The sequence below is a fragment of the Trinickia dinghuensis genome (genome assembly GCF_003367175.1).
GTDB lineage: Bacteria > Pseudomonadota > Gammaproteobacteria > Burkholderiales > Burkholderiaceae > Trinickia > Trinickia dinghuensis.
In genome coordinates this window covers 65,595-84,322 of record NZ_QRGA01000010.1, presented here as the reverse complement: position 1 = coordinate 84,322, position 18,728 = coordinate 65,595, and the positions used below count along the sequence as shown (strand labels likewise).

General features: G+C 57.1%; 13 protein-coding genes and 3 pseudogenes. 4 read left to right on the top strand and 12 right to left on the bottom strand.

What is annotated here, in order from left to right; all coding sequences use genetic code 11:
- Positions 1-97: 97 nt before the first annotated feature.
- Positions 98-667: an NADPH-dependent FMN reductase gene (locus DWV00_RS18520; RefSeq protein ID WP_115535058.1), complete on the bottom strand. Its 570-nt coding sequence runs from the start codon at positions 665-667 to the stop codon at positions 98-100.
- A 419-nt stretch (positions 668-1,086) separates the two neighbouring features.
- On the opposite strand from DWV00_RS18520, the pseudogene DWV00_RS18515 reads away from it, so the two are divergent.
- Both DWV00_RS18515 and DWV00_RS18510 read left to right on the top strand, forming a co-directional pair.
- Positions 1,087-1,695, top strand: a pseudogene (locus tag DWV00_RS18515) (alpha/beta fold hydrolase); the annotation flags it as partial.
- 155 nt (positions 1,696-1,850) lie between these two features.
- A pseudogene (locus DWV00_RS18510) lies at positions 1,851-2,192 on the top strand (helix-turn-helix domain-containing protein); the annotation flags it as partial.
- Between the two features lie 452 nt (positions 2,193-2,644).
- Here DWV00_RS18510 and DWV00_RS18500 read toward each other — a convergent pair.
- The 3 genes from DWV00_RS18500 to DWV00_RS18490 all read right to left on the bottom strand — a co-directional run bounded on the left by DWV00_RS18500 (position 2,645) and on the right by DWV00_RS18490 (position 7,344).
- Positions 2,645-4,075, bottom strand: a complete 1,431-nt coding sequence (locus DWV00_RS18500; RefSeq protein WP_115535056.1) for an NAD-dependent succinate-semialdehyde dehydrogenase — start codon at positions 4,073-4,075, stop codon at positions 2,645-2,647.
- Between the two features lie 152 nt (positions 4,076-4,227).
- Positions 4,228-5,565 carry an MFS transporter gene (locus tag DWV00_RS18495; protein ID WP_181885529.1) on the bottom strand — a complete coding sequence of 446 codons (1,338 nt, stop codon included), beginning with the start codon at positions 5,563-5,565 and terminating at the stop codon, positions 4,228-4,230.
- Positions 5,566-5,664: 99 nt separating this feature from the next.
- Complete coding sequence (locus tag DWV00_RS18490; RefSeq protein WP_115535054.1) at positions 5,665-7,344, bottom strand: GMC family oxidoreductase; 1,680 nt, start codon at positions 7,342-7,344, stop codon at positions 5,665-5,667.
- Between the two features lie 199 nt (positions 7,345-7,543).
- On the opposite strand from DWV00_RS18490, the gene DWV00_RS18485 reads away from it, so the two are divergent.
- Positions 7,544-8,446 (top strand): GntR family transcriptional regulator, encoded by a 903-nt coding sequence (locus tag DWV00_RS18485; protein ID WP_115535053.1) that lies wholly within the window; start codon positions 7,544-7,546, stop codon positions 8,444-8,446.
- A gap of 56 nt (positions 8,447-8,502) precedes the next feature.
- Here DWV00_RS18485 and DWV00_RS18480 read toward each other — a convergent pair whose 3' ends face one another.
- Both DWV00_RS18480 and DWV00_RS18475 read right to left on the bottom strand, forming a co-directional pair.
- Positions 8,503-9,096: a thiamine pyrophosphate-dependent enzyme gene (locus tag DWV00_RS18480; protein WP_115535270.1), complete on the bottom strand. Its 594-nt coding sequence runs from the start codon at positions 9,094-9,096 to the stop codon at positions 8,503-8,505.
- Positions 9,097-9,107: 11 nt separating this feature from the next.
- Positions 9,108-9,680 (bottom strand): thiamine pyrophosphate-binding protein, encoded by a 573-nt coding sequence (locus DWV00_RS18475; protein ID WP_115535052.1) that lies wholly within the window; start codon positions 9,678-9,680, stop codon positions 9,108-9,110.
- 289 nt (positions 9,681-9,969) lie between these two features.
- Between DWV00_RS18475 and DWV00_RS18470 the strand changes: the two genes are divergently transcribed.
- Positions 9,970-10,842 (top strand): IclR family transcriptional regulator, encoded by an 873-nt coding sequence (locus DWV00_RS18470; RefSeq protein ID WP_245964929.1) that lies wholly within the window; start codon positions 9,970-9,972, stop codon positions 10,840-10,842.
- 43 nt (positions 10,843-10,885) lie between these two features.
- On the opposite strand, the gene DWV00_RS18465 is transcribed toward DWV00_RS18470, so the two are convergent.
- The 6 genes and pseudogenes from DWV00_RS18465 to glcF all read right to left on the bottom strand — a co-directional run bounded on the left by DWV00_RS18465 (position 10,886) and on the right by glcF (position 18,722).
- The gene (locus DWV00_RS18465; protein ID WP_115535050.1) at positions 10,886-12,619 is read right to left on the bottom strand and encodes a ClcB-like voltage-gated chloride channel protein; all 1,734 of its coding nucleotides are present in this window, start codon (positions 12,617-12,619) and stop codon (positions 10,886-10,888) included.
- A gap of 153 nt (positions 12,620-12,772) precedes the next feature.
- The gene (locus DWV00_RS18460; RefSeq protein ID WP_115535049.1) at positions 12,773-13,264 is read right to left on the bottom strand and encodes an aconitase X swivel domain-containing protein; all 492 of its coding nucleotides are present in this window, start codon (positions 13,262-13,264) and stop codon (positions 12,773-12,775) included.
- A complete protein-coding gene (locus DWV00_RS18455; protein ID WP_115535048.1) occupies positions 13,261-14,496 on the bottom strand; it encodes an aconitase X in 1,236 nt (411 codons plus the stop codon). The genes DWV00_RS18460 and DWV00_RS18455 overlap by 4 nt, the downstream gene beginning before the upstream one ends.
- Positions 14,497-14,821: 325 nt before the next feature.
- Complete coding sequence (locus DWV00_RS18450; protein ID WP_115535047.1) at positions 14,822-17,002, bottom strand: malate synthase G; 2,181 nt, start codon at positions 17,000-17,002, stop codon at positions 14,822-14,824.
- A gap of 87 nt (positions 17,003-17,089) precedes the next feature.
- On the bottom strand, positions 17,090-17,491 hold the full coding sequence (locus DWV00_RS18445; protein ID WP_115535046.1) for a heme-binding protein: 402 nt from the start codon (positions 17,489-17,491) through the stop codon (positions 17,090-17,092).
- 14 nt (positions 17,492-17,505) lie between these two features.
- A pseudogene (gene glcF / locus DWV00_RS18440) lies at positions 17,506-18,722 on the bottom strand (glycolate oxidase subunit GlcF).
- Between the last annotated feature and the right edge of the window lie 6 nt (positions 18,723-18,728).

Sequence of the window (18,728 nt, the reverse complement as noted above, 5' to 3'; positions counted from 1 at the left end):
TGGCCGATGCCATGGGCAAGCGAAATCAGCGGATGCGGAGACGGATGTAGGAAGCGCGGTGGGGCTGTAGGTATCGTCTGACAAGGCTCGTTAAGCACTAGATGTGCCAAACGCGCGGGGCGGTGTCGTCGCGGGTGTCGCTGCTGCGAATCGACGCCGTGAAATCGGATAAGAACCGCCTGATCTGCAATTCGTGCTCGGGGAGACCGAGCAACGTTGAGATCTCCTCACGCGACTTTCCGACGAGAGGAATTCGGAGGAACACGTCCCCAAGGAAGTTGTCGCTTACGGTCGAAAGCACAAGCCTCAGTGAAGCCAGCATATCGTCGCCGCGGTGAGATGCGTGCGCTAGCGCGATGGGTTTTCCGATGACTTCGAATCGGGAGACCATCCAATCGATCGCGTTCTTGAGGCCGCCGGGGATGGCATGAACATACTCGGGGCTCGAGATGATGAGGCCGTCGGCGGCAGCTACGCGTTCCAAGAATTGCGCTACCTCTGCCGGTGTGTTGTCGCCCTCCGAGTCAGGGGAGAAAACAGACAACGCGTCGAGACGATGGAAAACCGATAGTTCGACATCTTCGGGAACAAGATGGCTCATCGCCATTAGCAAGGCGGTGTTGGTGGACGCTCGGCGCGCGCTACCGGAAATGGCCAAAAGCTTCATCGTCGAATGGATCCCATGTCGAGCGGTCGCGATCTGGTGGGCGACCCGCCCGTGATTTCCGCAAGTGGGGTGATTAGCCGATTGCACCGCAGTCCCGTAGCGACAGGGCTCAGGCATGGGGCGCTCCAAGTACTGCTGTCCAGTGCCAGAACTAATGAAAATTGGCCGTTTGATTTTATTGGTTTTTTCAACGGCGCAGTCACGACGAAGACGTCGTTGTGACGTAAAAAGTGAAAAGGCGTGCGGTCTGTGCCAACGAAAGTGCAAGATTCCGAGGAGTTGTGCCCAGTCGCCCATGACAACCGCGCCGACCGGGTTCGGCCAAGAGGCGTCATTGGACAATTGTCCTTGGATTCGCAACAATTCAAAACTTCGAAGCGCTTGATGCACTCCTCCAAGACGAAATGAAGAACCAGAGCTTGCGTACTCCGTCGAGATTGCTCTTCCTGCCAGGGGCATCTGGTAACACAGCGTTCTGGCAGCCGCTCGCAAATCAGCTAACGAACCCTGCCAAGAAGGTCATCCTTGCATATCCAGGGTTCGGTCAAGAGCCCGCCGCGCCCGATGTCAACAACATCGACGACCTTGTTCGAATGGTCGTATCTCACATCGACCGCCCCACGGCCTTGATCGCCCAATCCATGGGTGGTGTGATTGCGATTCGCGCTGCGCTAGAAATGCCTGACCTGGTGACCCATCTGGTTCTGACGGTGACCTCTGGCGGGATCGACACACGAGCACTGGGTGCCGCGGATTGGCAAAACGGATTTATCAATGCAAATCCGTCTTTCCCAGATTGGTTCACATCGTTCAAGGCCGACCTGACGGACGAACTGAGCCGAATCGCGCAGCCTGTCATTTTGCTTTGGGGAGATGCCGATCCAATCAGTCCAGTCGCGGTTGGCCAGCGGTTGCTTGAACTGCTTCATGACGCGCGGTTGCACGTCGTCTCAGGTGGCAACCACGATCTCGCACATGAGCACGCGTCGCACCTTGCTTCCCTTGTTGACGCTCACTTATCGCGGCGCGGCGCGGCGCCTGCGACTGCGCTTGATATCGCAAGGTTGGACGCCGGCCGCATGCGAATGACCGATTTCGGGAAAGTTGTATGTCCCTTGTGGGGGGCGGATTCAACCGGTCGATGCAACACCTGGAATCTGCGTGATCAGCGGAGGTGTTGCAAATGAAGCAGCGACCGAGGATTTACTACTCCGAGACCCAGAAAGCGCTGATGTGGGACCGATGGCGCAAGGGCGATACGATTCATCAGATTGGCAAACTGTTTGATCGAGGCCATTCTTCGATCCAGCGGATACTATCGGAGAACGGTGGCATCCAGCCGCCGCAAAGGCACCGCGCGCCACAGGCATTGACGCTCGCGGAGCGCGAGGAGATTTCCCGTTCTCTGGTATTCGGCTTATCGATTCGATCGATAGCAGCCAGGCTGGGGCGCGCTCCTTCCACTATAAGTCGCGAGTTGCAGCGCAACGGAGGCAGCCAGGGCTATCGGGCAAGCCAGGCGAACCGGCATGGTTGATTACCGGGGCGTGCAACTAATCGGCGATGTGACGGCTCGAACCTGGCTCCAATTGGGAGAACCAGCCCGAGCGCTGCAAAGCGCCGAACGAGCAAGTACCGCGCCGACAGCCGCATCGCTAAAGTTCGCTATTGCTCGCGCGTACTTGCACGCTGGTCATATTCACCATGCGCTTGACATCACCACTTCAGCTCTCGCTGATGTGGATACGTGTACGGTGATGCCGAATTTCGTCGCCGGCTTCGACGATAAGCACGTCTGAACCAGTTCGAGGTGGAGTTTATCCTCCACGCATCATTCCAACCGGCGAGACGTGAAGGTTGCCGGATTCTGATTCTGATTCGTCACGACTCTCAGCCACACCTTCACAAAAAAGTGACGTGTCATATCTGCTCTCCATGAACATGGCAACGTTCGCGCAACCATGTTCATCACATCAATCAGACGTGGGTGACGAATTTCGTGGTGAGATACCCATCGAACGTTTCCGTGCCCCCTTCGCTACCCATTCCACTATCTTTGATTCCGCCAAATGGGGTTTCGGGCAACGCCATGCCGGCGTGATTGATATTCACCATCCCCACTTCGAGTTCAGTCGCGAGTCGATGTGCCGACTTGGCATGTTCTGTGAATGCAAATGCCGCCAGTCCAAAAGGCAAACTGTTAGCCCGGGCAATTGCCTCATCCAATGTGTTGAACCTCGCAAGCGGCGCAATAGGTCCGAATGGCTCCTTTTGCATGAGGTCCGCTGTGTCGTCGAGGTTGTCAACCAAGGTTGGTGCGAAAAAGCTACCGCCGAGGTCCGGGGCGAAACCACCCGTTAGCACATTGCCACCCCGCGATTTCGCATCGGCAACGAACCGCTCCATTTCCACAACTCGCCGAGCATGAGCAAGCGGCCCCATCGTGGTCGAGGTGTCGATACCAGGCCCCAACTTGGCAGTTTCGAAGGCCGAAATCATCTGGTCTCGGAATTTAGTGTAGATGTCCGACTGCACGAAGAGCCGCGTAGGCGCAACACACACCTGACCCGCATTGCGGAGTTTCATCCGCATCGTCACTTGTACGGCCGAATCCACGTCTGCATCGTCACAGACAATCACGGGGGCGTGACCGCCCAGCTCCATGGTCACGCGCTTCATGTGAAGTCCGGCAAGCGCGGCGAGTTTTTTACCCACATCTACCGAGCCTGTAAACGAGACTTTCTTAACCAGCGGGTGTCGAATCAGAAAGTCTGACACCTCGTGAGGTACGCCCCAAACGATATTCAGGACACCCGGCGGCAATCCGGCATCGTGAAATAGCTTCGCCAACGCCACAATTGCGCTGGGAGAATCTTCCGGCCCTTTGAGCACGATGGTGCAGCCTGCACCGATAGCAGCGCTGATTTTTCTTATTGCCTGATTGAATGGGAAATTCCAGGGCGTGAAGGCAGCACAAACGCCCACGGGTTCGCGCACGACTATTTGGCGGACCGCAGGGTCTCTTGGAGGTATGACCCGACCGTATATCCGACGGCATTCTTCCGCATGCCAATCTGCGTGGTCAGCGCACGTCACCACTTCGGCGCGCGCTTCCGCGATAGGTTTGCCTTGATCGAAGGTAATGGCTTGCGCAATGTCGTCAACTCGCTCGCGAGCGAGCGCTGCTGCCCGGCGTAGTATTTCCGAACGTTGGAGTGGCGAGCTTTTCCGCCATTTCAGGAAAGCCGTTTGAGATGTAGCCACCGCGTGCTCGAGTTCTGCAGCGGTAGCGTGAGGCAAGCGACCTAACACTTCTTGTGTAGCCGGATTGGTAACGTCTTCCGACTTACGTTCTCCACCGACACCTATAAATTCACCGTTGATATACAAGAATAGCTCGGGATACACACATGCTCCTGGAGATTGATGCCATTTTTTCAAATGAGCCTGCCGATGCGGTCGCTCAATCGAGCGACGAGGGCGACGGCAGAACGGCCGTGTCCTCGTTTACGTGGCTCGTCGGGATATGCGGAGGAGCGGACTCTAAGACCCAGCGACGCTTATGAAAGCTGGCTACGCCGGTTCACCCCATCCTCCGTTTGACGCGTTTGATTTGATAACGCCGCTCGGCGGCCAATGAGGAAGGCGCAAAGTGAAGACACCACGCCGGAACCTGCAACGTAGGCGCAAACGAGCCAAGGGCCGCCGCCCGCGAGCGTCACGAGAACCGTTGCAATGATTGGAGTAAGACCACCCGCCGTGACACTCGAAAACTGATAGACAAACGAAATGCCTGTGTACCGAACCCTGGCGTCGAACAACTCGCACAGGAAGACGGCGACAGTGCCATATACAGCAGCGTAGAAGATGCCGTAGGGAATCGCGATTGCGGCCCACAGCAACATCGTGTTGCCCGCTGCATGCGTGAACACCCAGAAGGCTGGATACACCGATGCCGCAGTGATGAGCGCAGCGATAGCGTAGAGACGGGGACGGCCAACGAAGTCCGAAATACGTCCGAAAATTGGAATGAAGATGGTCAGAACAACACCTCCAATCATCACGCCAATCAGCGCTTCATTCCGGCTGATACCAATATGGCTCGTCAGATAGCTAATGATGAAAACGCTGAAGATATTGAAGAATACGCCGTCAATGTGCCGCGCACCCAGACCAAGTAGCATGTTGCCCGGGAAACGCTTGCACATATCCAAGAAAGGGACCTTCGTTTCGCTGTGACTGCTCTTGACCTTCGCGAATTCGGGCGTTTCCATCACGTTAAGCCGAACCCAAAGACCGAACATCACGAAGATAAATGACAGTCCGAACGCGAGTCGCCAACCCCACGCCATAAATTGAGCATCGGTCAAAGCCGCTGACAGTGACGCAATGATGGCCGCGGACAGAAGCACTCCCACGGAAAGCCCAATCTGCGGCAGGCTTGCATAGAAGCCTTTGCTCTCACGGGGAGCGTATTCGTAAGCCATTAGAACGGCGCCACCCCATTCACCGCCGAGCCCAATACCTTGAATGACCCGTAAAAGAAGCAGAAGCCCAGGTGCCCAATAACCAATCATGTTGTAGGTAGGCACAAGTCCGATTGCAACGGTCGAGAGTCCCATAATCATCAAAGTGATGACAAGCATGCTCTTCCGCCCGACCTTGTCGCCGAAGTGACCGAAGACAATCCCACCGAACGGCCGAGCAACGAATCCGATTGCGAACGTTGCATAAGCGAGCAGTGTTGATGTCGCCGCATCACCTGGAGGGAAGTACAGTTTGTTGATGACTAGGCTTGCAACGACTCCATAAAGGAAAAAGTCGTACCACTCGATGATTGCGCCAATAACGCTTGCAGCTGCAACGCGCCGCAGGGCTTTCTTGTCCGTGCTCATGATGTCTCCACTTCATGAAAATGTTGTCGCGTATCGTTGTACGCGTTTTTCTCGGTGATGCGTCGTCTATGCAATGCCTTATCTACAAGTTCGCAACGGTCCTCAGCCGTGGTGCGCCGCCTGTTTATTGAGTCCAACGATTTTTTTAGTTTCAATCACGTGCGAAGGCTCAGCTCTTCGAAGGTCGCTCTTCAGAATCATGTCGGCGGCCTTTTCAGCAATCATCACCGTGGGGATGTTTGTGTTCCCTGAAATGAGAGTCGGCATGATGGAGCAGTCGACGACACGCAAGCCTTCGACACCTCTGACCCGCAATTCGTCGTCGACCACAGCCATTGGGTCTTGTGGGGTGCCCATTTTGGCCGTGCCGGATGGATGGAAAATCGTCGTTGCGTATTCTCGGCAGAATTGCAAAATTTCGTCGTCCGTGCGTACGGTCGGGCCAGGTCGATATTCACGCTTCATGTAAGCTGCCATCGGTTCTGTCGTCGCGACCTTGCGCGCGAACTTGACGCCAGCGACTGTCGTGCGTCGGTCGGTTTCAGTCGAGAGGTAGTTGCACTGTATGCGCGGCGCTTCCAACGCTTCAAGGGAGCGAATCCGCACGAAACCGCGTGATTCTGGGCGGAGCTGGCAAATCGAGTACGTGCAACCAGGGAAGTCATGAACGTCACCGGCTGTGCTATCCGCAGACAAGGCTGCGAAGTGAAACTGAATATCTGGAGTAGCGTTCTCTTCTGGCAGCGCACGGCAAAACATCCCACCATGATTGATGCCGACCGCCAGAGGGCCGCTGCGGCGAAGCAGCCATTGCAGCCCCATCTTGGCGCGACCAGTCAAGCTACGAACCGCGTCATTGGTGGTAATCGGTTTGGTTACTTCGTACATCAATCGAACCTGGAGGTGGTCCTGGAGATTTTCGCCTACTCCCGGGGAGACATGGACGGGTTGAATGCCGAATTCAGAGAGCAATGACGCGGGGCCGACGCCCGATAGTTGCAGCAGTTGCGGAGACTGGATGGCGCCTGCACAGAGCAGGACTTCGCGCGTCGCCTTGACCTCGAGAGTCCGACCATCTCGTACGTACTGAACGCCGGTGGCTCGTTTTCCCTCGAACAACACTTTGGTTGCCTGCGCGAGAGTCTCGATATGCAGATTGGCTCGATTCTTCGCCGGCTTCAGATAACCCACTGCGGTTGAGCACCGGAAACCGTTCTTGGTGCTGACCTGGAAGTAGCCCACTCCCTCCTGACGACCATCGTTGAAATCATTCGTGCGAGGCACTCCCAGGCGCTCAGACGCTCCGATGAAGGCGTCCACCAACTCGTGTTCTGGTGGGACGCTTGTCGCATGCATTGGGCCACTGTCGCCGCGCGTGGCTGACGCGCCCAGGTCGTTGGTCTCGAGCTTGCGAAAGTACGGCAGCACATCGTCCCACCCCCAGCCAGCGTTGCCGAGGTCTCGCCATTCGTCGTAATCGCGCTTCTGGCCACGGATATAGATGAGGCCGTTGATGGAGCTACTCCCACCAAGGGTCCGGCCGCGAGGTTGATAAATCTTCCGGCCAGCCAGTTCCGGCTCGGGTTCGGTGTAGAACCGCCAGTTGTATTTGGGGTGCTGCATCGTCTTCGCATATCCGATGGGAATGTGAATCCACGGATACCGGTCCTTTGGGCCCGCTTCGAGGAGACAGACCGTGAACTTCCCGTTCTCGCTCAGTCGATTTGCGAGGACTGAACCGGCCGAGCCGGCGCCGACGATGACGTAATCGAATGTTTGCATGCTGCCATGTCTCCGGAGTTCTTCCGCGCTTGGGGGGGGCGCTGTGCATTTGCAACTTGTATGCAGATGTATTACCATATTGATACAATGGCACTTATGACGGTGCAAGCAGAACTGCGCTTTATGCTGGAATCTGAGCCTGAAGATGCATTTTTGAACTGAAAAAGCGCACCGTTTTACCTTCTCGGGACTGACCTTGATGCAAGGAAATTCTGAAAAACGCGGCGCCTCTCGCCGTCGCTCGACTCCGCCGCCCATGCAGGGGAATGGCAACACAGCAGTTGCTGAAAATGAGTTGCCCCTCGCCGCGAGCGAGCCACTCCTTAATCGAGAAAGCCCGACGGCGCTCTACATGCAGATTGCCGACCTGCTGCGTGCGGACATCGATTCCGGAGGATTTGCGACAGACAGCAAATTGCCCGCGGAAAACGAGCTCACGCATCGCTTTGGGGTGAGTCGGGTAACCGTGCGTCAAGCCCTCGCCCAGTTACTGGCCGAGGGCTACGTTGTGAGTAAGCAGGGCAAAGGCACTTTCGTATCACGTCAGAAGTTTCTCCACGACCTGAAGCCGATGCGGGGTTTTTACGACGCACTGATTGCACAAGGCGTCGAACCCAAGACCAAGCTGCTCGAATTTAGTCCGGCATCGGCATCGGAAAGCGTTCGGCAGGCTTTCGGGGCGACCGATGGCGACTGCTTCCAACTGAAACGGTTGTACTTGGTCGACGAAGAGCCGATCGCTCTCGTCGTGTCGACGCTGCCGCCTGAGGCGAGCGGACTAACTTGGGAGCAAGTAAGCCATAACCCTATCTACGGGCTGCTCGAGAATGTTCTGAAGTTGCCTGTGACGAAGGCAGAAGTCCGGATACGCGCCCGCTCGGCTGGTGCTTCTGTTGGACAGCTTCTGGGGCTCTCAGCGAAGGCCGCGGTCCTTGTGATGGAGCGTGAGTCCTTCGGAAACGATGGCGCGCTACGTGAACGCACATCGTTCTTTATCCGGCCAGAGAACTATGAATTCTCGCTAAGTGTTCAGGGGCCGTTGCCGGTGGGCTCTTCCATCAAGAACGTGAATGGCAGCATTGCGCGCACAGCGACCAAATAGACGTTGTTGACTACCTCCGGTTGCCACTCGACAGTGACAACCGGCTTTGATGGCCATCAAACGAGGCAACTGCGAATTCGCCGTAACTCGTCCCCCATGCGCGTGAAGCGCGCGTCCGTCATTTCCACAGAAGGTTTCGCTGGACCCAAGGTGGGCGCCTCTTTGGCTACGATGAGTTCAACAAATACCGGCGATGGGCCACTCAAGATGGAACCGATTCGACTTTCGAAATCGTCTCGGCTGTTGATGCGATGCGAAGCCCGGTAGCCGGCTGAACGCGCAAGGCCTACGAAATCCACCGTCTGTGCACCAGGTGTATCGAGATTGCCGAGCCCGGAAAACTGGGTGCTGTTGTTGAGCAGGAAGTGCACGTACTTGCCTGGCGCCGCCTGTGCAACAGTGACCAGGCCGCCCAATTCCATCAGCAAGCTTGCATCTCCATCGAGCACGAACACAGGTCGCCCGGGTTGTGCCAGGGCCAGACCCAGTCCCAACGATGCGGCACCACCCATCAGGGGCACACAAGCAACATTGAGAGGGTCGGACGAAATCTTGTCCAGGGCGTTCATCGCACCCATCGTACTCACGACGATGGCATCGCCTCGCGAGTTCTGAATGATTTCACAAGCTTCTGCAGCTGACATGGTCATGATTGGCTCCTTCACGCAGATTGCTGCGTTTTAATTGCGTCGTTCGTTTGCGAGAAACCCATGAAGTGACCCGCGATAAGTACGGCCGGACCTTTGCGCTCACGAGACGCTTCCCAAGCAGCGGTAACGTGCTTTTCGTCCCCAGGAGCCTCCAGTCGCCAGTAGGGGATATCGAGCGTTTCGAGCAGCGGTTCGAGCATGCGAACCATCAGGCGACGTGATTCACGAGGATCCTTGCCTAGATTCGAAAACTCACGTCCGAACTGGCCGACCACGAAGAGCATGGGAATCTTCGAGTCGAGGCCCAGCGCGCGGACGCTGTTTATCGCGGCATAGAAGCCTTGGTTCTGTACCAAAATTGCGACGTTGCGACCGCCTGCATACAGGCCGGCGGCTACTTCGACCGCTTGGTCTTCGGTAGTAGTGGGCACGACGCGAATGCCGTTGCCCTCGTTTTCGAGCGCCTGATGCAGAGCAATCTGCAGCATGTCTGGTACTGTCGTGACGAAGTCAATTCCGCATTTCTGGAATTCGGTAATCACTTCGGCTGCGCCTACGGAGTGTTGAGTGAAATCGTTGTCCATCACTGACCTCATTGCGCTGACGCGCGTTACATGGGCCCTTGCAGAAGGGCGAGCGAATCCGGTTTGCGGGAGGGGGCTGGGAACGACTTGAAGCGGCCCCTAGGGGCTACCGTTGCAGCGTCAGAAAGCACCGCTGAATGGGTAGCCAAGCTACGAGAGCGCCCCATCTCGTTGATGGGCAAGAAGGCATGCATGACAGTGTCTCCGTTCGTCAGTCGGTACCCGAGCCAAAGAAAATCGGGTTGCGTCTTGTATTTAAATGTCTTACTATGTTGATACAACATGAGACATGTGGCTGCAAGCAAAATGCTGCGGTTCGTCGGAAATTGAGACTAAAAATGCTTCTTTGAACAAGAAAGCAGACCGTTCCCAAGGGAGAAGAATGAGTACTTCCGATTCGCTCCAAGAGCACAAAATGCTTCGACTCCTGAGTCTTCTCGAGCGCGTCTCGGCCTCGAACGAGCCCGTAACGATTGCCCAGATAGCGATGCGTCTTGACATCCCTAAAGCAAGTGCGGCCCGACTGGTGGATTTGCTCATTTCGAGTCGGTACTTGGGCCGTATGCCCGACGCGCGCGGGCTGATTCCCGGCCCCCGTACCGCGCAACTTTCCGCGGCCACACTCAGCAACAGCTCGTTTCGACGAGAATGCCGCGCGGTTCTTCGCGGACTTGTGTCTCGCCTTGGCGAGACTTGCAACCTGTCAGCTTTCGACGGCGACTGTGTGCTTTATCTCGAGCGTGTCGAAACGGCGGAGCCGCTGAGGATGCATCTGGAACTCGGCTCCAGGCATCCTCTTCATTGCACGGCTGGCGGGAAATTGTTCTTGTCCCAGCTACCGCCGTTGGAACGCACGGCGCTGCTCGACAAGCTCACACTCACAGCACGCACTCCACACACCATCACCAACCGGGCGAAGCTGGAGGAAGAGCTCGCGCGTCTCGCGGAAAAAGGGATTTCCACTGATCGTGAGGAGTTCGTCACAGGAATGGTTGGAGTTGCGGTGCCCGTGCCGACGGGTAGCTCCCGAAACGCAATTGCGCTTGTTTGCCACGCGGCGTCGCCCAGAAGCAGCTTGGAGGCGTTACTGTTGAAGCTTCCCGTTCTGCGAGACGCAGCCGAGCAGTTTGAAGTGTTGTTCGACTCACAGTCGACAAATTGATATACGAGCGCGGGGGGGAACAGCGTCCTATCTGCGCCCGTCATCAACGAGAGGGGTTCATGCGGCCATATGCGTCCAACAGCGACGTTTTGTACACCACGCCGAGAATCGACGCGTTTCTGGAAGCCGAGTCTATGACAGGCAGGCGCTCGCCGCGAAATGTTAGAAATAACTTGAGCGCTTGGCCCAGGTTCATATCAGGTGTCAGGACATGAAATTCAGGTAGGAGATAGTCTCGAGCCGCCCTGCGTGGCGGAGTGCGCGGATACGCAAGGTCCGATGCGACATCTTCTAGCGCCACGACACCACAAAAATGCTGGCTGTCGTCGACAACGTAGAGATACTTGACCGGATGCTCGGCGAACATGCGAGTCAGTTCATTGACCGATGCGTCGAGCGGAACGATGGTGTCGGCAGGCTTCAGCAACTCGCTCATTTTCAACGCGGCAAGGCGCGAACGGTCCTTCAATTCACGATTTCGACGCACCGTGACTTCATACATCGAACTGTGCTCTGCGTTGCGAGCTACGAAATACGCAATGACGCAGGAAAGCATCAGTGGCAACACCACTTGATAGGATAAGGTCATCTCAAAAATCATGAGGATGGCCATCAGCGGCGCGTTGGTGGCGGCCGTCAGGAAGGCGCCCATGCCGACGATTGCGTAGGCGAATGGTTCAGCGCTCGTTTGTGGCCAAATGCCGTGTACGCCAATTCCGAAGATACATCCGAGTACGGCTCCGACGAAAAGCGTCGGCGTGAAAACGCCTCCGACGGCGCCCGTTCCAGCAGTGGCCAGCGTGGCGACAATCTTGAGCACGAGGACAACGAGCAGCGCAGTCCACGTCCATGGCTGATGTAAAAGAGAATTCACAACCTCGTAGCCATTCCCCCATACTTCGGGCGCCCAGACCGACACGGTGCCGACGATTGTGCCCCCCAAGGCGAGCTTCACCGGAAGAGGAACCGGCAGCTTCCCAAATCCCTTTTTGGAGATTGCGAGAAGCTGAAGGAATCGAGGGGCGAGTATGCCGCACAACAAACCGAGGACCACAAACGGAAGCACCTGGACACCGGTGACTGTTGGGAATGCCGGCATTTCGTACGGAGGTCGGTAACCTGCGAACTCACGCATCGTGATATTCGCTACCACAGACGAAACGAGGATGGGCCCGAACCACTCCATAGCCATTGAACCAAGGACCAACTCGGTAACGAAGAATGCGCCGGCGATGGGTGCGTTGTATGCCGAGGTGATGCCGGCCGCGGCGCCGCAGGCGACGAGCATTCGTAACCGTGCCGGGTCGAATCGAAAGACACGGCCAAGAATCGAAGAGCAAAGAGCCGCGAGTTGAACCATCGAGCCTTCTCGACCGATTGAACCACCGCTGGCGATGGAGAACAGCGACGAAATGGTTCGCCAGAGACTTTGCCGGACAGGTACGACACCACTGCCGACGGTGACGGCATCCATGTAGTCAGCACCTGATTTCGAAGAACCGCGGCGGGCAAGAAGCAGACATACGCCTGCTATCAGGCCACCTACGGTTGGCACGGCAATCCGCGCAGGCCAAGGCAGCGCTTTTGCCAACTCTACGAAATTCCCCGGCTTCCCACCAATCGCTCGCTGCAAGACATCGATACCTTCACGAAATGCGGCGGTCGCGTAGGCGCCGGCCACACCGACAACAACGGCCCAAAGAAGCATGGTATGGGTATCGGGTTGGCGCACTGCCTTCCACAGGAAGGCTCGGAGCAGGCGAGGATTCGTTTTCATGGTGGCTGCAACAGTACGGTCACCGCTGCTGACAACCTTACGCGTCAGACGCTTCGAAGCTTCTGAGGCGAGGAAATTGCCTTCACGATGAGATACAGAGAACAACGCCGCCCTTGAAGGCGGCGTTGCGGTCTAGCGAGTTACCGCCGGAGCTCAGTGTCGCGGTTTGATGTGGACCGGCGACGTTGCCGATTGCCCGTGGGAGAAAGTCGCGGACGCAGTGTTGCCGGAGCCGGCACGCAACAGACGAAGCGTCTTCGTTTCCGGGTCGACTTCAACTAGCGAGCCGTGCGGAATAACCTCGGTCACGTCCTGGTCAAACCCAGCCAACATCGAAATGCCGCCCAGCGCTGCGCCTTGCGCCAAAATCGTATTCACCGTATTGAAGATGATGGCCACCGGAGCCATGTTGCGCGATTGCATTTCGTGGAGCATCCACGCGCTCGCGACGCCACCTTTTGCCGTATCCAGCACGAGAATGCGGCCGACGTACGACTGTCCGACCAGCTTGTGCGCCGGACGCGAAAAAACGCCTTCCAGACGATTCAGGTCGTAGCGCGCGGAGAATCCATCCTTCGCAACCAGTGCCTCTGCCGACACCTTCTTTCCAAGCGCGTGACGCGCGGTCAACACGAGTTCGCTCATGCCAGTTCTCCCTTTTCCGCGGCAGCGACGCATTCTTCCATCGATGCCAGCATGGGCGTGTAGCCATAGCCGCCCAGAATATTCACAAGCTTTGCGCTGTTTGTCGCAAGCTTCTTCCAGCCCTTCGCTTCAGACATTTCGCGTGCGTACGACTGGTAGAAGCACATGCCGGACAACACGGTGCCTCCCGCGCTTTCGATACGACGCGTATAGCCAAAACGCTCGGAATCCGGCGACACCTGCGGGCTAGTCACCGCAAGGAGCGGGACCTTGAACTTGCGACCGTCACAGAGCTCGGCAAGCGAGCGCAGCTCATAGAGACTCAGTTGCGGTGCGGAGAAGACGACGACATCGATTGCTTTCGTGACTGCGTAGCTAGCCGCGAGCGCTTCGATTTGTGCGCGGTCGATACGGTGATGAACTGGCAGCTTGTCGCCGCCCACGTCTTCAATACGCTGAGCTTCCGGTGTGATGCCGACGAGATGGAAGAGGGCGATGGAACCGAAGCTCGCCATGGCGGCGCCGAAGTGCTTCAGGTCGTCGGACGTCGGTGCACCTTCGATGCCCTCAATGACGGGCACCTGCCAGTAGTTGCCCGCCAGACGGCCGATGACGCCGCCGAGCGCTCCCCATTCGTTGAGCGTACGCGGCGTGAAGTCAACTCGGAAACGCATCGTGGCCTGACGCTGTTCGTCGAGGTGATACCCATAACGCGGCGTGCGCCCGGTCAGCCCCGCGGACAATGCCGACGGACCGCCTTCAAAGTTCGAACGCGCACCATTCACCGAATTCGAGTAGATGACAACGCCGGTATCTCCGAACGCGACGTGTTCACCACGCGTTGCGGCCAGAACCGTCTGGTAGTTGATACAGGTGTCAGTCATGCTGACACCTAGGCGCTCGAACGCGTGAATGGCTCGACGTTCCAACTCGACCATCCAGTCGCGCTGACCAAGGTCGTTCGCTTTGCTGAAATCCGTACCGCGCGGGTCGGTAATGGTCGGGATGCAAACAGTGTGACGGCCGTCATTCGCCTCGGAAAGGCTTTCGAGCCACATTACGCCGGCTTGGCCCAGGCTTTCCGTATCGGCCATAACGTGTGCTTGGGTCACCGGGACGAAATCGCGTGCTCCGAAGAAGTCGCCGACTTGAACCTGATGGCGCATGGCCATCTGCAGGACCTTTCCGCGCTCACCATTGAGCATTGCGGTTTCTTCATCGTTGAGAAGCATTCGCCGTCTCCTGTTTAAACTCGTAAAGTGGGGGCAACGTGTTGAGCCAATCAGATGACGTTAGCCTGCGAAATGTAAGGCAATGTCTATCTGGAAACATTTGCTTGTCTTAGCCTGTATTAAGACAACATAGAAGGATAGTAGCCAGACATCCCAGTACTGTCAACATCGATTTGAATGGATGCGCAGCAGTCACGACATAGACAAATGCCCGACGCGGAACCTCGGAACCCAACCGGACTCGGGTTCGCCATCCCCAGGGCAAAAAAATGGCGCACGGCCGAACTGCCCGTGCGCCTCCAATATTCTGGTAAACCAGAAAGAGCTAGTGTGCGGTCTGTGCTTTCAAATGCAGCCGGAACTTGTGGAGTAGTGGTTCGGTGTAGCCACTCGGCTGCTCGCATCCCTGATAGATGAGCGCGCGAGCGGCTTGAAACGCAAGTGAAGCCTCGAAGTTGCCCGCCATCGGTTTGTAGCCCAGGTCGCCAGCGTTCTGCTGGTCCACGACTTTAGCCATTCGCTGTAGCGTTTCCTCAACGAACTCTCGCGTCACAACGCCATGCCTGAGCCAGTTGGCGATGTGCTGACTGGAAATACGCAGGGTGGCGCGGTCCTCCATCAATCCGACGTCGTGAATATCAGGGACCTTGGAACATCCGACTCCCTGGTCTACCCAGCGGACTACATACCCAAGAATGCCTTGGGCGTTGTTTTCAACTTCCGCTTTAATTTCGTCCGGGGTCCAGCGAGCGCTCTCGACCACGGGGATAGTCAGAAGCCCTTCTAGCAATTCATTACGAAGTGAGTTGGTGTCAACCTTCTCGAGGTCCTGCTGCACGGCTTTGACGTCTACCTGGTGGTAGTGCAGTGCGTGCAGAGTGGCGGCTGTTGGCGACGGCACCCATGCCGTATTTGCTCCTGACTTTGGGTGGCCAATCTTCTGTTCGAGCATCGCCTGCATCAGGTCCGGCATGGCCCACATGCCTTTGCCAATCTGCGCACGACCGCGCAGATTGGCCGAGAGTCCGACAAGGACGTTATTACGCTCATACGAAGAAATCCATGAACTCGACTTCATATCGCCCTTGCGCATCATGGGGCCCGCTACCATGGCCGTGTGCATTTCATCGCCGGTCCTATCGAGGAAGCCGGTATTGATGAATGCGACGCGTGGCGCGGCTGCCGCGATACATGCACCAAGGTTCACGCTCGTGCGGCGCTCCTCGTCCATGATGCCCATCTTGATCGTGTTGCGCGGAAGCTCAAGCAAATCTTCAACTCGGCCAAACAGCTGGCTTGCAAAGGCTACTTCCGCCGGACCGTGCATTTTGGGTTTCACGATATAGATCGAGTCTCGACGGGAATTGAGCTTCACTTTCCGGTCATGCAGTGCGCACAAGGTTGTCACTACTGCGTCGAGAATCCCCTCCGGAATTTCTTTTCCCTCCCGGTCCGTGACCGCAGGGTTCGTCATGAGGTGCCCAACGTTGCGAATGACCAGCAATGAACGGCCGTGCAGCTTGACCGGCTCTCCGTTCGTGCCGGTGAATTCACGGTCGGAATTCAGCTTACGCGTGAACGTCTTGCCGCCCTTCGTCACCTCTTCGGCAAGAACGCCCCTCATTAACCCGAGCCAGTTCCGATACAGCTGAACCTTATCTGCCGCGTCGACTGCTGCAACTGAATCCTCGCAGTCGATAATTGTCGATACTGCTGCCTCCAGGACGACGTCGCTGACGTGAGCTCTATCCGTCCTACCGATGTGGTCGTCCGCATCGATCTGGATTTCGAGATGCAGACCGTTGTGTTTGAGCAGAATCGCCGACGGGGATAGCGCAGTTCCACGATAGCCGACGAACTGCGCCGGGTGCTTCAGTCGAGCGTGTCCATCTTTTAACGTCGCAACTAGTGCGTCGCCTTCGACCGCATAGTGCGTCACATCGGCGTGAGAAGCCAATGCCAGCGGTACAGCTTCGTCCAGGAGACGGCGTGCAAAGGCGATGACGAGTTCGCCGCGCTTCGGGTTAAAACTTGAACCACGCTCAGCGCCATTAGTTTCGGAGATGGCATCGGTCCCGTAGAGCGCGTCATACAGGCTGCCCCATCGAGCGTTCGCTGCGTTCAGCACGTATCGCGGATTGGAAAGCGGAACGACAAGTTGAGGTCCGGCCTGGTCCGCGATTTCAGAGTCGACATTCTCGGTTGTTGCCTGAACGCGCGCGGGTGACGCCACGATGTAGCCGATGCCCTCAAGAAACAACCGATATGCTTTCAAATCAGTCACCGGGCCAGGGTGTTCGCGATGCCAGCGGTTGAGTTCCGCTTGCATGCGTTCACGCTCCTCAAGCAGCGCTCGGTTGAGCGGTGCGAGGTCGTGAACGATTGCGGAGAATCCCGACCAGAATGCTTCCTTGTCGATACCGGTGCCGGGCAGAGCCTCGGTTTCGACAAAGCGTTCAAGCGACTGCGCCACTTTGAGGCCGTGACGCTCGGACATTTCAACCATTTGCTACTCCAACGAGGAACGGGCTGATGGGGTGTTCAGCCTGTGAGTGACTAGAGAGGGGAAATCGAGACTCGCGCCGAGTGCGCTTCAAGCCAGCGCCTGCGCGCCAACGCGCGCGACCTGCGCGTCTTCACCCGGCTTGACGCCGGATACGCCCACGGCACCGACGACATGACCATCGACAACCACGGGAATGCCGCCTTCCAGGGCTGCGACGAGCGGAGCACTGACAAAGGCGGTCCGACCGTTGTTAACCATCTCTTCGTACAGCCGCGATTCACGACGACCGAGAGCGGATGTTTTTGCTTTCCCAATTGCCATATCGGAACTGATTGGTGCGCTCCCGTCCAGCCGAAGCAAACCAAGAAGATGGCCGCCGTCATCCACTACTGCAATGGCCACCGGCCACTTGTTTTTTTCCGCCTCGCTACGCGCAGCATCGAGGATTTGCGTAATTTCGTTGATGGTAAGTACAGGCTTCGTCTGCATAGTCTTCCTGGAGATTATTGAAGTGCATCTTCGACAAGTTCAATCCAATGCCTTACGCCGGTGCGATTCGCGCCCCGAGATGGGTCTGGCAACCGATGTTGGCTGTCACGATAAGCTCGGGATTGCCGCTTTCCAACGCGTCGAGCTTGCGATCGCGCAGCTTGGTCGATAACTCGGGCTGAGTAATCGAATACGTTCCTGCGGAACCACAACACAGATGAGCGTCAGGAACATCAGTCAAGTCGTAACCAAGCCTCTTGAGGATTGCCTCAACGGCTCCTCCCAATTTCTGAGCGTGTTGCAGCGTGCAAGGGCAATGGAAAGCCACGCGCTTTCGCTCGCCCAGGTTAAGGTTCTCCAGGGATTCAGCTCCGAGAACTTCGACCAGGTCGAGCGTCATCTTGCTCACTCGCGACGCCTTCTCCGCGTATTTGGGGTCGCGGCTCAACAGGTGTCCGTATTCCTTTACAAAGGCGCCGCATCCGCTCGCGGTCTGAATGATGGCCTCTGCGCCCGCTTCAATTGCGGGCCACCATGCGTCGATATTTCTGCGGGCACGCATGAGGCCGGCCTCCTGCGCATTCAGGTGATAGTCTGTTGCCCCGCAACAACCTGCCTGCGGTGCATTGACAATGCTGATACCTAGCCGGTCAAGCACTCTTGCAGTGGCCGCATTGGTATTCGGCGATAGCGACGGTTGCACGCAACCCTCGAGCATCAGCATGCGACGCAAATGACGCACCGGCGGACGCGCTTTTGCGGGTACAGCTGGAGACGGAATTTTCTGCTTCAACGCTCGGGGCAAAAACGGACGCGCGAGCCGGCCGGTTTTCAGCAGCGCGTCGAAGACCGCAGGTCGCGGAATGACCTGACGCAGTCCTTCACGCAGAATCCGTTCGCCGGCGGGTCGCGACACACGCCGTTCCAACTCCGCTCGGCCGATGTCGAGCAGCGCGTGATAAGTCACGCCCGAAGGACACGTCGTCTCGCAGTTCCGGCAAGTCAGGCACCGGTCGAGATGCAGTTGTGTTTTTTCGGTGACATCTTGACCTTCCAGCAATTGCTTGATGAGGTAAATCCGGCCGCGCGGACCGTCGAGCTCATTTCCAAGTACCTGATAGGTGGGGCACGTTGCATTGCAAAAACCACAATGTACACAACTGCGCAATATCGACTCTGCTTCGTCAGCCCGTGCGAGGCCTTTCGCGTGCTCGCTAAGATTGGTTTGCATGCGTCG

Excerpts from the sequence above, each read along its gene's own strand:
- DWV00_RS18520 (WP_115535058.1), bottom strand. The coding sequence starts at position 667 with ATGAAGCTTTTGGCCATTTCCGGTAGCGCGCGCCGAGCGTCCACCAAC.
- DWV00_RS18490 (WP_115535054.1), bottom strand. The coding sequence starts at position 7,344 with ATGCAAACATTCGATTACGTCATCGTCGGCGCCGGCTCGGCCGGTTCA.
- DWV00_RS18485 (WP_115535053.1), top strand. The coding sequence starts at position 7,544 with ATGCAAGGAAATTCTGAAAAACGCGGCGCCTCTCGCCGTCGCTCGACT.
- DWV00_RS18480 (WP_115535270.1), bottom strand. The coding sequence starts at position 9,096 with ATGACCATGTCAGCTGCAGAAGCTTGTGAAATCATTCAGAACTCGCGA.
- DWV00_RS18475 (WP_115535052.1), bottom strand. The coding sequence starts at position 9,680 with ATGGACAACGATTTCACTCAACACTCCGTAGGCGCAGCCGAAGTGATT.
- DWV00_RS18470 (WP_245964929.1), top strand. The coding sequence starts at position 9,970 with ATGTGGCTGCAAGCAAAATGCTGCGGTTCGTCGGAAATTGAGACTAAA.
- DWV00_RS18465 (WP_115535050.1), bottom strand. The coding sequence starts at position 12,619 with ATGAAAACGAATCCTCGCCTGCTCCGAGCCTTCCTGTGGAAGGCAGTG.
- DWV00_RS18460 (WP_115535049.1), bottom strand. The coding sequence starts at position 13,264 with ATGAGCGAACTCGTGTTGACCGCGCGTCACGCGCTTGGAAAGAAGGTG.
- DWV00_RS18455 (WP_115535048.1), bottom strand. The coding sequence starts at position 14,496 with ATGCTTCTCAACGATGAAGAAACCGCAATGCTCAATGGTGAGCGCGGA.
- DWV00_RS18450 (WP_115535047.1), bottom strand. The coding sequence starts at position 17,002 with ATGGTTGAAATGTCCGAGCGTCACGGCCTCAAAGTGGCGCAGTCGCTT.
- DWV00_RS18445 (WP_115535046.1), bottom strand. The coding sequence starts at position 17,491 with ATGCAGACGAAGCCTGTACTTACCATCAACGAAATTACGCAAATCCTC.